We start from the raw sequence: 14,181 nt of genomic DNA, 5'->3' as shown, positions 1-14,181 counted from the left end.
GTTTTATTCCACTCTGAGTGAACTAACTAGATGATTCATAGAGAAATCCAACCCAGCTCAAACAACTTTATGCGATCTCGGGGGCTTTAACAAAAAGCGGAACACAGGGGGGCCGCTTTTTTGACGCCTAGCTGGAGAGCAACACTCTAGCTGAGTTTGCGGGGATGGTGAGCTGTACTTCTCCCTGCACCACTTCGAATTTGTCGCCGTTGAAGGCGTCAGTGAAGCGGCTGGCCGGGCTCGCGGTCTGCCACAGGGGCAGGCTGATGGTGCGCGGCTCGCTGGGATGACGGTTGCAGGCCACCACCACCTGATCACTTTGCAGGGTGCGGGCAAACACATAGCTGTGTGGACCGGCATAGAGGGTCTGGATGTCGCCGCGACGCAGTGCTGGACGCTGGCGGCGGATCTGGATCAACCGGCGGTAATGGTCGTGCAGTACGTGATCCCAGGCGGTGGTCTCCCACGGGAAGCAGCGGCGGCAGTCCGGATCGTTGCCGCCAGAGAGTCCCACTTCATCGCCGTAGTAGATGGAGGGCACGCCGATGTAGGTGAGCAGCAGGGTGGCCGCGAGTCGCATCCGCTGTTTGTCCTCCCCCAGCAGGTGGAGGAAGCGGGCGGTGTCGTGGCTGTCCAGCAGGTTGAACTGGGCCAGCTGGTTCTTGAACGGAATGTGGGCCCGCGCCAGCTTGAGCCAGCGATCGAGCTCTTCGGCGCTGATCTTGATGGGGTGGTAGGCGATGTCCTGTCCCGCCAGGAAAGCGCGGATCGGGTGGGCGAAGCCGTAGTAGTTCATGGCGCCGTCCTCCTGATCCCCCTGTAGCCACTGGCTTGCCTCGAAGAAGTGCTCGCCCAGCACGTAGGCGTCCGGGTTCTCCTGCTTCACCGCGCCGCGAATGGCACGTACGTGGCCGCGGTTGCCCTCGGCGGTGCCACGCTCCCCCAGCATGTGGATGACGTCGAAGCGCCAACCATCGATCTGGTAGGGGGCACGCATCCAGTAACGCAGGATGGCGTCGTCGGCGCGGTAGACGGCGTCCTGCACCTGTTCGCTGGAGAAGTCGAGCTTGGGCAGGCTGCGGATGCCCTTCCAGCTGACGTAATCCCCTTCGTTGTCAAAGGTGTAGAAGCTGCGCCACGGTGAGTCCGGGTTGCGCTGGGCGCCCAGCGGCGGGCAGAACCAAGGGTGCTCGGTCGAGGTGTGGTTGACCACCGCATCCAGGATGATCTTCATGCCGCGCTGGTGCAGGTTGCGGGTCAGCTCGGCAAACTGGGCGTTGGTGCCCAGATGCGCATCCACCTTGAAGTAGTCCTGGGTGTCGTACTTGTGGTTGCTCGGCGAATCGAAGATGGGGTTGAGATAGAGCGCCGTCACCCCGAGAGATTGCAGGTAGTGCAGCTTGGCATCGATGCCCGCCAGGTCGCCACCGTAGAATTCGCAGGCGCCGTGGCCCTCTTCGTGGCGGCTGACCGGCTCGCCCCACGCCTTGCTGATCACCGCCTTGCCCCTGTACTCGTACTCGTGATGTTTGACGCTGAGCGACGGGTCGCCGTTGCAGAAGCGCTCGGGGAAGATCTGGTAGAATACCTGGTCCTGCACCCAGGCCGGTGGCTGGTGCAGGCTGTTGAAGCGAAAATGCTGCTCGCGCGGCGGCATGGCGGCGCTGACGCCGGCCCCGTGCAGCCACCACTGCTCCTCATCGGTCAGACACTTGAAACAGTAGAGGTGAATGTCCTGCCCTTTGATGAGCGGCAGGGTCGCCTGCCATACCTGCAGCCGGTCACGGGTGGAGACCGCCGTCATCGGGATCAGGTACTCCTCGTTGTCCGGCTCGTGGCGCAGCCACACCTCACGGATCGGGGCATCCAGCTCGCTGAACAGGGTCAGTTGCAGGGCATCGGCGCTCTCTTTGAACCAGGGCGCCACCTGGGGATGAAACAGAAATGGATGGGTCATGATGCTTATTGAGTCAGAAGATCGGCGAGGGCATTGCCCTGTTCATGCAAGGTTTCGAGCTGGCCGGCGAGCGACTTGGGATCCAGCCCCAGCTGGTCGGCCAGTGGCTTGGGGAAGCGGGCGATGATGGCCTGGGCCGGCACTCCCGCGTTCCAGGCGAAGGAGATGAAGACCGCCAGGCGGATCAACACCGCCTCCTTGCTGACCGGGTCGTGGGAGAGGGGATCCAGCTGCTGGGAGATGGCATCGACGAAGGCCTCGGAGAGATTCCAGCGCCGTGCCAGCTCGGCGCCGAGCTGGGCATAGTCGTAGCCCAGCATCTCGCGCTGGGCCTCGACCCGGCTGCTCCCCTTCTGGATCGCCAGACTGATGAGCTCCGCCTCTTCCGGCAATGTGCTCTGGATCAGCAGTTCGCCGATGTTGTGGATGAGGGCGCAGGTAAAGGCGGTCTCGGGGTCGAGCACCTTGGCCTCCTGGGCCAGGGTCTTGGCGATGGTGGCGACCTGGAAGGTCTCGGTCCAGAACTTGTTCTTGTCGAAGCTGGGAGGCGCCTTGAAGCTGCCGATGATACCGGAGGCGACCACCACAGAGCGCAGCCGGTTGAAACCGAGGCGGATGACCGCCTGTTCGATGGAAGTGACTTCGTTGCCACGGCGCAGGGCGGCCGAGTTGGCCATTCGCAGCACCTTGACGCTGATCACCTGGTCCATGGCGATCTTGGCCGCAATCTCGTCGATGCGGGCATTTTCATCGCTGAAGCTCTGCATCAACTCATGCAGCAGTTGCGGGATAGTGGGGAGTTGTTTGATCTTGTCAAACAGACGGTCCATCGACATGGCTGAGGCAGCCTCCATTGCGAGCACTGCCTCATATTGTGCCACAGGCGGGGCACATGTTCCTGTTTGTGATGCCGGTTTGTGAGCCCTAGAGCACCCAGTCGCGCAGGGTGTATTCCAAACGATGCCGTTTGCCCTGCAGGATCAGGGTCTGGGTAGTACCGTTCAGGGTGGCCCCTTCGGTAAGGGTGGTCAGCACCGCCTGCTCCACGGCATCGAGCGGGGCCAGACAGGCCATCTCGGTGCTGCCCAGACTGGTCACCCAGAACTTGTTCCCCTCGAGGTGGCCCTGCCCGAAGTAGCGGTTGCAACCGGCGATGCCGTTGACGGTGAAGTGCTCACCTATCTCGAAATCGGGCGGGTTGTCTCGCGGCGCGGCAACGGGCTGGCCATCCAGCTTGTCGAGCACCCAGTGGTGGTGCTGCAGGTCTTGCGAGGCGAAGCGGGGAGTACTGCTGCAGGCGCTGAGCAGAAGCAGGGCGAGCAGCAGTAGCAAGAATCTGGGCATGAAAGGGCTCCGGTAGTGGGAGTGACAAGCATACCCTCTGTGCGCGCCCTCAGGCAGGGCGAGGGGGAGCGCCCCCGACTGCTTCTGTCGCCCTGTGGGTGGGGCCTGTGTCGTTAAATGGCAACACAGACCCTCCGCCAGATTTCATTTGGGTCAGATCGGGGTGGGTTGACCGCTGCCAAACAGCCGCTCGGCGTAACGGGCCAGACCGGAGGCGACCGAGCCGAAGTCATCACCCCCTTCCAGCGGCACCTGGGGCAGCTTCTGGCGGATGAAGGCCTGGATCAGCGGGGAGCGGGCGCTGCCGCCGGTGATGAAGACCCGATCCGGCTGCACGCCGGCGGCGGCGATGGCTTCATCCATCAGCTCGCCAATCTTCTCCAGCAGCAGGGCAGAGGCATTGGCCAGCTGTTCGCGGGTCAGCTCCGCCTCCAGCCCTTTTTCCAGCTCGCTCAGCGACTGGTGATTGGACTCCTGCGTCGAGAGGGCGATCTTGCCCTGCTCGGCACGCCACACCAGCTGGTGGCTCAGCTTGTGGGCGCGCAGACTGGCGAGGCGGCCCAGCTTGCTGCCGGGCTGGCTGTCGAGTTGCAGATCCTGCAGCTGGCGGGCGGTATCCAGGCTGTAGAAGCGGCTCTGGGCGCTGACGTCGTTGATGGCGGCAGCGTCCCAGAACAGCGGGTGGGGCAGCGGCTTGCCGGTCTTGAGGGTCTCGTGCATGCCGAGCAGCGGCATCATGCCCTCCACCGTCAGCCGGATGTCGAAGTCGTTGCCACCGATGCGCTGGCCGCTGTGGCCGAGCAGATCGCCGTCGCGATCGAGCCGGTCGCGGTGGCTCGGGCCCATCCGCAGCACCGAGCAGTCGGTGGTGCCGCCGCCGATGTCCACCACCAGTACCACCGCATCTTCGGTCAGGCGGGCCTCGAATTCGAAGCCGGCCGCCACCGGTTCATAGAGAAACTCCACCTGCTCGAACCCGGCGAGGCGGGCCGCTTCGCTCAGGATGGCGATGGCCTGACGGTTGCTCTCTTCCCCCGCCAGCCCCTGGAAGTTGACCGGGCGGCCGACCACGGCCCGGCGGATCGGCGCGCCGAGTTGCTGCTCCGCCTCGCGCCGCACGTGCAGCATCATGGCGCAGACGATGTCTTCGAACAGGGCGATCTGCGGAGCCTTGAGGCCGTAGGCGCCAAGGAAGGATTTCGGCGACTTGAGGTAGTAGCCGTCGTCCGGCTCTTCCAGATAGCGCTCCAGCGCCGCGGCGCCAAAGCTGAGCTCGTCGATCAGCCCCTCTTCGCGCATCTGGCGGCGTACCGCCTGGGCCCGGGTGACCACGGGGCCGCGCAGCTTGAGGTACTCGCTCTGCTGGGCGGGGGCCAGCCCTTCGGCCAGCAGGCCGGCGATGGCATCCCGGTGGGGCGCGTGCAGGGTGGAGGGGAGGTAGTGGGCACCGCTCAGGTTCAGCAGCCTGGGGCTGCCTTGTTCCATCACGGCGACGGCACAGTTGGAGGTACCGTAATCAAATCCGATAAACATGGGCAGCCAGACTCCTGAGCAAAAAAGGGCTGGTAGCCTACCCGAAGGCGCCGGGTCTCACAACCCGGCGCCTCGCTTATTGCGCGGTGGTTTACTCCACCTCGTTGTCAGAGCGGCCTTGGCTGTCGATGGCGCGGATGTTGCTGAGGGTGGTGTCGGCGATGGCGTGCAGCGCCTCGCGGGTCAGGAAGGCCTGGTGACCGGTGAACAGCACGTTGTGGCAGGCCGATAGGCGGCGGAACACGTCATCGGTGATCACCTCGTTGGACTTGTCGGCGAAGAAGAGATCTTCTTCTTCCTCGTAGACATCCAGCCCCAGCGCGCCGATGCGGGCGGTCTTGAGCGCCTCGATGGCGGCGTTGGAGTCGAGCAGGCCGCCCCGGCTGGTGTTGATGATCATCACCCCGTCCTTCATCTTGGCGAACGCCTCCTTGTTCAGCAGGTGGTAGTTCTCCTTGAACAGCGGGCAGTGCAGGCTGATGACGTCGGACTGGCGGAACAAGGTATCGAGATCCACGTACTCGGCACCGAGATCGATGGCCGCTTGGTTCGGATAGGGATCGCTCACCAGCAGGCGCATGCCGAAGCCCTTGAGGATGCGCAGGGTGGCGATGCCGATCTTGCCGGTGCCGATGATGCCGGCGGTGCGACCGTGCATGTTGAAGCCGACCAGCCCCTCCAGCGAGAAGTTGGCATCGCGGGTGCGCTGATAGGCTTTGTGGATGCGACGGTTGAGGGTCATCATCAGGCCCACCGCGTGCTCGGCGACCGCTTCCGGGGAGTAGGCGGGCACTCGCACCACCTTCAGCCCCAGCTCCTTGGCAGCGACCAGATCCACGTTGTTGTAGCCGGCACAGCGGAGGGCGATCACCTTGGTGCCATGGGTGGCCAGCTCGGTCAGCACCTCGCGGTCGGCATCGTCGTTGACGAACAGGCACACCACCGGGAAGCCGTGGGCCAGCCGGGCAGTCTTGGCCTCCAGCCGCACGTCGAAGAACTCCAGTTCATAACCGTACTGGCTGTTGGCCTGATTGAAGTGCTCTTTGTCGTAGCTCTTGGTACTGAAAACGGCGACTCTCATGGTGTGCTCTCCGCAGATAATGATGTAGTTAAATTACAGCAAATATGGGTCGTCATCACGGGATAAATGGTGGGGATTCAGCCCCACGGCATGATGGGCACGGCGCTGACCGCGCTCTTGTAAGAGCCATCCACCAGCTTGGTGCTGTAAGTCAGATAGACCAGCGCGTTGCGCTTCTGATCGTAAAAGCGCACCACTTTCTGCTCCTTGAACACCAGCGAGGTGCTGACGTCGAACACCTCTTCCCCCGCCTTCAACTTGGCGGGCAGGGTGATGGGGCCAATCTGGTGGCACGAGAGGGAGGCGTGGGAGGGATCTTCCGCCAGCCCGAGTCCGCCCTTGACGCCGCCGGTCTTGGGACGCGCCAGATAGCAGGCGACGCCGTCGATGCGGGGATCGTCGAACGCCTCCACCAGGATCTTATGGTTGGGGCCAAACAGCTTGAAGGCGGTGCTCACCTCGCCGACGGGGTCGGCCTTGTCGGCCAGCGCCGGGCCGGCAATCAGTGCGCCCAGCAGCAGCGGCAGGGCGCGAGCAAGGATCTGAGGATGTCTCATGGTCTCTCCTGTTGGCTTCCCTCAGTAGGGAATGCCCAAACGACGATAGAGGCTGGCCAGCACCCAGGCGGGGCCGATCAGCAAAAATTGCAGGTCGGCGAGGAAGGAGGGGCGCTTGCCCTCGATCTTGTGACCGACGAACTGGGCTATCCAGAGCAGCACGAACCCGGCCAGCGCCGGCCACAGCAAGGGGCCTTGCCAGCTGTGGCAAATGACCAGTCCCAGTGCGGTCAGCACCGTCATGCCCACAAACAGCGCAAATGACAGCCGCAGATAGAAGGCCAGCACGGGGATGGCGACCAGCGCGGCCCAGTTGAGCGACGGCGGCAGCGGCCCGGCCGGCAGGCACCAGAGCAGGGCCAGGGCGCAGAGATAGATACCGGGCACCGCCAGCTTGTGGATCGCCACATTGACCGGGTGCCGGTGGCTCTGGCCGTACAGTTCAAACCACTCCTCGATTCCCTTCATGGCACCTCCCTGGCGCGCTGTGGGTGCCACCCCGGTTGAGGTGGCCGACTCTTATCCCTGCGGGGGATACTCCCAATATTGGGCCGGAATGGATTTTAGCAACGGTGTCATGTCGGGATTGGGCAGGGAGATGGTGACCCGCCGCTCGAGATTGGCGCTGGCCAGGGCCTCGCGGATCTTGGGGTTCTCCCGAAAGAACTTCATGAAGCTGCCGTCGGCATAGGCCCGCTCAAGCCCGGTCTGGATCGCCTTGGCCAGCTTGGGGGATTCCGGGCTGACGAAGAAGAACTCGGCGAAGGGGTAGCGGATCAGCAGGTGCTGATCGATGACCAGGTTGGGATATTGCGCCACCAGCTCGCTGCGCTCGGCGAAGATCTCCACCAGGTTGCGCGGGAAAAAGTCCAGCTTGTCACCGTCGTTGATCAGCCGAAACAGGTTGCTGTAGCGCCCCGAGTAGGTGGGGATGCCGGCGTTCTCCAGGATCTTGTTGTCGGCCCAGCCCACCCCTTGCGCCGCCTTCAGCTGCTTGAGGTCGGCCAGCGAGTTGATCTGGTTGAACTTCTCCTGGGCATCGGCGTGGATGAAGGAGAGCCGCAGCCCTTCCAGACCGCGAAACAGCGGGATCGGCACGGCGATGAGCGAGGATTCGAGGGCGCTGGAGGTCCCCATCCAGAACACATTGATGGTTTGGCCCTTGCTCAGCTGTTGCTGCAGGCTGTACTGGTTGAGGTTGAGTTCGACCTGCTTGATGCGAAACGGCTGGCCAGCATGGGTCAGCGCCAGTTCCAGCAGCTTGAGCTGGTACTCTTTGTCGAGGTCGTTGATCGGCCGGCTGGGAACCTTGACCGTGAGGGTCTGTGCTTGTGCCAGCAACGGCAGACACAAGCACAGTTTGAGGAACCATTTCACTCTCTGCTCTCCTGTAGATTCCGGGCTTGCCCGGAGTCTAACAGAACTTGTCACTCTCTTGCTGCGTAGCCGTGATCCGCCAGGGTGAGCAGCCTGGTGTCCTCATTGTCACCTGCATGCCCACCCCGCTGGCAACGCTCGCCGCACGAATGTGAGCAGGCAGCGAGGCGTCAGGCGACGCGACGATACACGTGGGTATCGTTGAACTCCTTGGTGCTCTGGCATTCAACGCAGAAGCGGGACTCGGGACGAGCCTGCAGCCGCTTGAGGGAGATCTCGTCACCGCAGGATTCGCAGTAACCGAAATCCCCTTCGCTGATGCGCTTGAGGGCACCACGCAGCTTGCGCAGATGCAGCTTGTCATGCTCGATGCGGTTCAGCTCCAGACGACGGGCTTCCTCGATGCTGGCACGGTCAATTTCATCAGCCATCTCGTTGGTATCGGTGGCGATGGCCTGGCTGGCCTGGGAGTTGAGGCGATCTTCGAGTTCGAGGATCTGGCGCTCGATCTGTCCCTTGTAAAAGGCCAGTTGGTCTTCAGTCATGAAATCACACATACGATTTACTACCAGTCAGTTTACTAACCCAATTATCCCTGTTTATGGGGGCTGTCTGCCTGCAGACCAAGCCCTGTGTCCTGAATTTGCACCAAATCCAAGCAGGAGAGTGCAAATCAGGGCGGGCCTTGTACCAAAAAAATGCAGGCATGCAAAGCAAAGAGGACAAGTATTGTGCGCCCTTGCAAAAAAATGACCCGATTCAGACAGGGTCTGACTGAGAACATGGGGGATCCTGCAAGCTTGTTGGCACCGGGCTTGCAGTGAGTCGTTATCACGCCAGGGTGTTTAGTATTTGTCCCCGCAATGGTCATTATATGCGCCGTTATTTATAGTTTTTTAAACACCACCGCTTGACATTGCCCCTGATGGCGGGCTTTTATGGTGGTGTTGATTACAATTTGATAACAAGGGTGTTCCATATATTAGACACCCTTGCCAATGGCAACCGTAGAGTCGGGGTTTAACATGGACAGTATCAAGGGCTGGATGGAGAGCAATCGCATCACGGAAGTGGAGTGCCTGTTTCCGGATTTCACCGGCAATGCCCGAGGCAAGATCATTCCAGCCAACAAGTTTCTGCGCGAGGGGGGTATGCGCCTGCCCGAGGTCATCTTCACCCAGACGGTGACCGGCGAGTATCCGGATGACGACAGCATGATCGACCCGCTGGAGCGGGACATGCAGCTCTATCCCGATCCAAACACCATTCGTTTCGTACCCTGGGCGCTGGAGCCGACCGCCCAGGTGATCCACGACTGTTTCGACATCAATGGCAAGCTGATCGACATCGCGCCGCGCTCCGTGCTGCGTCGGGTCCTGTCATTTTACGAGAAGCAGGGCTGGAAGCCGGTGGTGGCCCCCGAGCTGGAATTCTACCTGGTCAAGCGCAACGAAGACCCCGACTATCCGCTGGTGCCGCCAGTGGGGCGCAACGGACGCCCTGAGACAGCCCGCCAATCGTTCAGCATCGACGCGGTCAACGAATTCGACCCCATCTTTGAAGACATGTACGACTACTGCGAGGCGCAGGAGCTGGAGGTGGACACCCTGATCCACGAGTCCGGCGCCGCCCAGATGGAGATCAACTTCCTGCACGGCGATGCCGTCGATCTGGCGGATCAGGTGTTCCTGTTCAAGCGCACCATGCGGGAAGCGGCCCACCGCCACGGGATTTACGCCACCTTCATGGCCAAACCGATGAGCGACGAGCCCGGCTCCGCCATGCACATCCACCAGAGCCTGGAAGATGTGAACGGCCGCAACCTGTTCGGCACCGAGAACGGCGGCCACTCCGAGCTGTTCATGCACTTCATCGCCGGCCTGCAGAAATACACGCCGGCGGTGACCGCGCTGCTGGCCCCCAACGTCAACTCCTACCGCCGCCTCACCTTTGGCGAGAGCGCGCCACGCAACGTGCAGTGGGGGGTGGAGAACCGCACCTGCGGGCTGCGGGTGCCCTTCTCCGAGGCCAGTGCCCGCCGGGTGGAGAACCGCTTCGCAGGCGCCGATGCCAACCCCTATCTGGCGCTGGCTGCCACCCTGGCCTGCGGCTACCTCGGCATGATGGAGAAGCTGGAACCGCTGCCGGAGATGAAGTCGAGCGCCTATGAGCTGCCCTACAGCCTGCCCCGCTCGCTGGAGGAGGCGTTGAGCCACCTGGAGCAGTGCGACCCCATCAAGGAGATGCTGGGCGAGCGCTTTACCCGGGCCTTCGTGGCGGTCAAACGCAAGGAATATGAGACCTACTTCGGGGTGATCAGCCGCTGGGAACGGGAGTTCCTGCTGCTGAACGTGTGACCCGGATGCGCGCCGGTCGCGCATCACCCTGCCCGGAGGGGCCGCCGGCCCCTCCCGCGTGAATCGAGACAGTTGGGGTGCAGGCACTGCATGACACCCGGTGCGTCACCGTGACCGGGAGAGCGTCTGCCCCTCATCAACTGACCAACAAACATCGCTTAAATCGAAGGAACCGAGGAGCAAGCAATGCAGCATACCACCCGTGAGTGGCAGCAACTGGAAGCCAGCCATCACCTGCATCCGTTTACCGATTTTCAGGCACTGAACAAGAAAGGCAGCCGCATCATCACCCGGGCCGAAGGCGTCTATCTGGAAGACTCTGAAGGCAAGCGCATTCTGGATGGCATGGCCGGCCTGTGGTGCGTCAACCTGGGCTATGGCCGCCAGGAGCTGGTGGACGCCGCTACCCGCCAGATGCAGCAATTGCCCTACTACAACCTCTTCTTCCAGACCAGCCACCCGCCCGCTGCCGAGCTGGCGACCCTGCTGGCCGAGATCACGCCGCCGCACCTCAACCACGTCTTCTTTACTGGTTCGGGCTCCGAGTGCAACGATACCGTGCTGCGCATGGTGCGCCACTACTGGGCCAGCAAGGGGCAGCCGGACAAGCAGGTGATCATCAGCCGCCACAACGCCTACCACGGCTCCACCGTGGCGGGCGCCAGCCTGGGTGGCATGAAGGGGATGCACGCTCAGGGCGGGTTGCCGATCCCCGGTATCGTGCACATCGACCAGCCCTATCATTTCGGCGAGGGGCAGGGGATGAGCGCCCACGAATTCGGGCTGGCCCGTGCCCGTCAGCTGGAGGAGAAGATTCTGGCGCTGGGGGCGGACCAGGTGGCCGCCTTCATCGGCGAGCCGATCCAGGGTGCCGGCGGCGTCATCATCCCGCCCGACAGTTACTGGCCGGAGATCCAGCGCATCTGCGACAAGTACGGCATCCTGCTGATCGCCGACGAAGTGATCTGCGGCTTTGGCCGCACCGGCCACTGGTTCGCCAGCGAGGGCTTCGGCATCAAGCCGGATCTCATGTGCCTGGCCAAGGGCATCACCTCCGGCTATCTGCCGATGGGGGCCGTGATGGTGGGGGACAGGGTCGCCAAGGTGCTGGTGGAAGAGGGAGGCGAGTTCAACCACGGCTTCACCTATTCCGGTCATCCGGTGGCCTGCGCCGTGGCGATTGCCAACATTACGCTTATGCAAAACGAAAGCATAGTTAAGCGAGTTCATGATACCATCGGCCCCTATTTGCAGCGCCGCTGGGCGGAGCTGGCGGACCATCCGCTGGTGGGCGAAACCCGTGGCAAAGGCCTGGTGGCCGCGCTGGAAATAGTGCAGGACAAGCAGACCAACAGCCGCTTCCCGGCTGGGCTGCAGGCCGGTATGACCTGTCGAGAGTTCTGCTTTAACAATGGCTTGGTGATGAGGGCTGTCGGCGATACCATGATCATATCGCCCCCCTTGGTGATCACCGAGGAACAGGTGGATGAATTGGTCAATCTGGCCAGGCTCAGTCTCGATCTGACGGCGGCAAAGCTGCGGGGATAGGCGGACGCCGGGCAGGTTGGCTTGCGCATACAATTTGCTTAGGAGACAAGGACGATGTCTTTCAAAACGGGAATGATTGCAGCCTCTGTGGCACTGGTCATGATGAGTACCGGGGCGATGGCCGAGGACAAGGTGTTGCACGTCTACAACTGGAGCGACTATATCGCGCCAAACACGCTGGAAGACTTCCAGAAGGAGACGGGCATCAAGGTGGTCTACGACGTGTTCGACAGCAACGAGGTGCTGGAAGCCAAGTTGCTGGCCGGCAGTTCGGGCTATGACATCGTCGTGCCGTCCAACCCCTTCCTGGCCAAGCAGATCAAGGCGGGCGTGTTCCAGAAGCTGGACAAGTCCAAGCTCTCCAACTGGCAAAACCTGGATACCTCGTTGCTCAAGGCGCTCGAACCGAGCGACCCGGGTAACCAGTACTCCATTCCTTACCTGTGGGGCACCATCGGTTATGCCTACAACCCGGAGAAGGTGAAAGCCGTGCTGGGTGACAAGGCGCCGGTGGATTCCTGGGATCTGGTGTTCAAACCGGAAAACATGGCCAAGTTGAAGGAGTGCGGTGTCTCCTTCCTCGACTCGCCGACCGAAATGCTGCCGGCCGCCCTGCAATACCTGGGCTTCAAGCCGGACAGCCAGAAGCCGGACGAGCTGAAGAAGGCGGAGGAGCTATTCCTCTCCATCCGTCCCTATACCGCCTACTTCCACTCCTCCAAATACATTTCGGATCTGGCCAACGGCAACCTGTGCGTGGCGGTCGGTTACTCCGGTGACTTGCAGCAGTCCAAGTCACGGGCGATCGAGGCCAAGAACGGCGTCAACCTGACCTACGTGATCCCGAAAGAGGGGGCAGGCAGCTTCTTCGACATGCTGGCCATCCCGGCCGATGCCAAGAATGTGGAAGCGGCCCATGTGTTCCTGAACTACCTGATGAAGCCTGAGGTGATCGCCAAGATCTCCGACGCCGTCAGCTACCCGAGTGGCAACAAGGCTTCCGTGCCGCTGGTGTCCGAGAAGATCCGCAACGATCCGGGCATCTACCCGAGCGACGAGACGCTGGCCAAGATCTACACCTTCCCGGATCTGCCGGCCAAGGTGCAGCGTCTGATGACGCGTAGCTGGACCAAGATCAAGTCAGGCAAGTAAGTGACGAGTGCCCCTCCCGGTCCGCAGTTCGGCCGGGAGGGAGGTGACCCACCCGACAGGTTGGACGGCGCGTAAGGATGCGCGACTGGCAAATCACACATTAAGAGGACTGAGTAAGTGCACACAACCAAGATAGTGACGATGGCCCTGGCTCTGGGGTTGGCAAATGTGGCTCAGGCAGCCCCTGTGGTCCACTTTTACAACTGGTCCGACTATATCGGCGAGACCACCCTCAGCGACTTTCAGCGGGCGACCGGGATCCAGACCGTCTATGACGTGTTTGATTCCAACGAAACCCTCGAAGGCAAGCTGCTGACCGGACGCACCGGTTACGATCTGGTGGTGCCCTCCAACAATTTCCTGGCCAAACAGATCAAGGCGGGAGCCTTCCAGAAGCTGGATCCCGCCCTGCTGCCCAATCTGGCCAACCTGGATCCCGTGCTGCTCAAGCAGCTCGACAAGGTGGATCCGGGTCATCAGTACGCCGTGCCCTATCTGTGGGGCACCAACGGCATCGGTTACAACATCGACAAGGTCAAGGCCGTGCTGGGGGTCGACAAGATTGACTCCTGGGCCGTGATCTTCGAACCGGAAAACATGCAGAAACTGGCCCGTTGCGGGGTCGCCTTCCTCGATTCGGCAGACGAGATGATCCCGGCGGCGCTCAACTATCTGGGGCTCAACCCCAACAGCCAGGATCCGGCGGATCTCAAGCGCGCCGAGGAGCAGCTGCTCAAGGTGCGCCCCTACGTGGCCTATTTCCACTCCTCCAAGTACATCGGCGATCTCGCTAACGGCGACATCTGCGTGGCGGCCGGTTTCTCCGGCGACATCCTGCAGGCGGCGGCCCGTGCCGACGAAGCCGGCAAGGGGATCAAGATCGCCTACAGCATACCGAAGGAGGGCGGCAACCTCTGGTTCGACATGATGGCGATCCCGGCCGATGCCACCAACGTGAAAGAGGCGCACGCCCTCATCAACTATGTGCTGCAGCCCGAGGTGATTGCCCAGATCAGCAATCATGTGGGCTACGCGAACCCCAACGCCAAGGCGGGGGAGTTCATGGAGGAGCACGTGCGCAATGACGAGTCCGTCTATCCACCCCAGGCGGTGCTGGAGCGGCTGTATGTGCAGCAGGCACATCCCCGTGCGGTGCAGCGCCTGATCACCCGGAGTTGGACCAAGATCAAGTCCGGAACCTAACCTTGGCGCCCATCCCGGGGCGCCAGACTGTTTTATGGATCGGCCCCGGCCGGTATTACCTTTGGGAGTTTG

The 14,181-nt window shown here is 62.0% G+C and carries 13 protein-coding genes; 4 read left to right on the top strand and 9 right to left on the bottom strand.

Annotated elements, in window-relative coordinates; translation table 11 throughout:
* Window positions 1-127: 127 nt before the first annotated feature.
* The 9 genes from malZ to ACB032_RS15980 all read right to left on the bottom strand — a co-directional run bounded on the left by malZ (window position 128) and on the right by ACB032_RS15980 (window position 8,406).
* Window positions 128-1,957, bottom strand: a complete 1,830-nt coding sequence (gene malZ, locus ACB032_RS16020; protein WP_371138298.1) for a maltodextrin glucosidase — start codon at window positions 1,955-1,957, stop codon at window positions 128-130.
* A gap of 5 nt (window positions 1,958-1,962) precedes the next feature.
* Window positions 1,963-2,811 (bottom strand): HDOD domain-containing protein, encoded by an 849-nt coding sequence (locus tag ACB032_RS16015; RefSeq protein ID WP_017409738.1) that lies wholly within the window; start codon window positions 2,809-2,811, stop codon window positions 1,963-1,965.
* A 70-nt stretch (window positions 2,812-2,881) separates the two neighbouring features.
* Entirely contained in the window at window positions 2,882-3,301 is a 420-nt protein-coding gene (locus ACB032_RS16010) for an META domain-containing protein (RefSeq protein WP_242797026.1), read from the bottom strand.
* 153 nt (window positions 3,302-3,454) lie between these two features.
* The gene (gene yegD, locus ACB032_RS16005) at window positions 3,455-4,834 is read right to left on the bottom strand and encodes a molecular chaperone (RefSeq protein ID WP_011707804.1); all 1,380 of its coding nucleotides are present in this window, start codon (window positions 4,832-4,834) and stop codon (window positions 3,455-3,457) included.
* Between the two features lie 91 nt (window positions 4,835-4,925).
* Window positions 4,926-5,915 carry a 2-hydroxyacid dehydrogenase gene (locus ACB032_RS16000; protein ID WP_324012820.1) on the bottom strand — a complete coding sequence of 330 codons (990 nt, stop codon included), beginning with the start codon at window positions 5,913-5,915 and terminating at the stop codon, window positions 4,926-4,928.
* Window positions 5,916-5,992: 77 nt separating this feature from the next.
* Entirely contained in the window at window positions 5,993-6,472 is a 480-nt protein-coding gene (locus tag ACB032_RS15995; protein ID WP_011707802.1) for a CreA family protein, read from the bottom strand.
* Window positions 6,473-6,493: 21 nt separating this feature from the next.
* Window positions 6,494-6,940, bottom strand: coding sequence for a DUF962 domain-containing protein (locus ACB032_RS15990; RefSeq protein ID WP_102989823.1), 447 nt, complete (start codon window positions 6,938-6,940; stop codon window positions 6,494-6,496).
* A gap of 51 nt (window positions 6,941-6,991) precedes the next feature.
* Window positions 6,992-7,849: a hypothetical protein gene (locus ACB032_RS15985; RefSeq protein WP_017409742.1), complete on the bottom strand. Its 858-nt coding sequence runs from the start codon at window positions 7,847-7,849 to the stop codon at window positions 6,992-6,994.
* Window positions 7,850-8,019: 170 nt separating this feature from the next.
* Complete coding sequence (locus tag ACB032_RS15980) at window positions 8,020-8,406, bottom strand: TraR/DksA C4-type zinc finger protein (protein WP_010635769.1); 387 nt, start codon at window positions 8,404-8,406, stop codon at window positions 8,020-8,022.
* Between the two features lie 468 nt (window positions 8,407-8,874).
* Here ACB032_RS15980 and ACB032_RS15975 point away from each other — a divergent pair, with 468 nt between their 5' ends.
* The 4 genes from ACB032_RS15975 to ACB032_RS15960 all read left to right on the top strand — a co-directional run bounded on the left by ACB032_RS15975 (window position 8,875) and on the right by ACB032_RS15960 (window position 14,109).
* Entirely contained in the window at window positions 8,875-10,206 is a 1,332-nt protein-coding gene (locus ACB032_RS15975; RefSeq protein ID WP_011707799.1) for a glutamine synthetase family protein, read from the top strand.
* 186 nt (window positions 10,207-10,392) lie between these two features.
* The gene (locus tag ACB032_RS15970; protein WP_371138297.1) at window positions 10,393-11,754 is read left to right on the top strand and encodes an aspartate aminotransferase family protein; all 1,362 of its coding nucleotides are present in this window, start codon (window positions 10,393-10,395) and stop codon (window positions 11,752-11,754) included.
* A gap of 54 nt (window positions 11,755-11,808) precedes the next feature.
* Complete coding sequence (locus ACB032_RS15965; protein ID WP_016352333.1) at window positions 11,809-12,906, top strand: polyamine ABC transporter substrate-binding protein; 1,098 nt, start codon at window positions 11,809-11,811, stop codon at window positions 12,904-12,906.
* Window positions 12,907-13,047: 141 nt separating this feature from the next.
* The gene (locus ACB032_RS15960; protein ID WP_219255756.1) at window positions 13,048-14,109 is read left to right on the top strand and encodes a polyamine ABC transporter substrate-binding protein; all 1,062 of its coding nucleotides are present in this window, start codon (window positions 13,048-13,050) and stop codon (window positions 14,107-14,109) included.
* Window positions 14,110-14,181: the final 72 nt, after the last annotated feature.

The organism is Aeromonas sp. S5(2024) (assembly GCF_041403025.1).
GTDB lineage: Bacteria > Pseudomonadota > Gammaproteobacteria > Enterobacterales > Aeromonadaceae > Aeromonas > Aeromonas hydrophila.
This window is presented reverse-complemented; position numbering and strand designations above follow the sequence as displayed.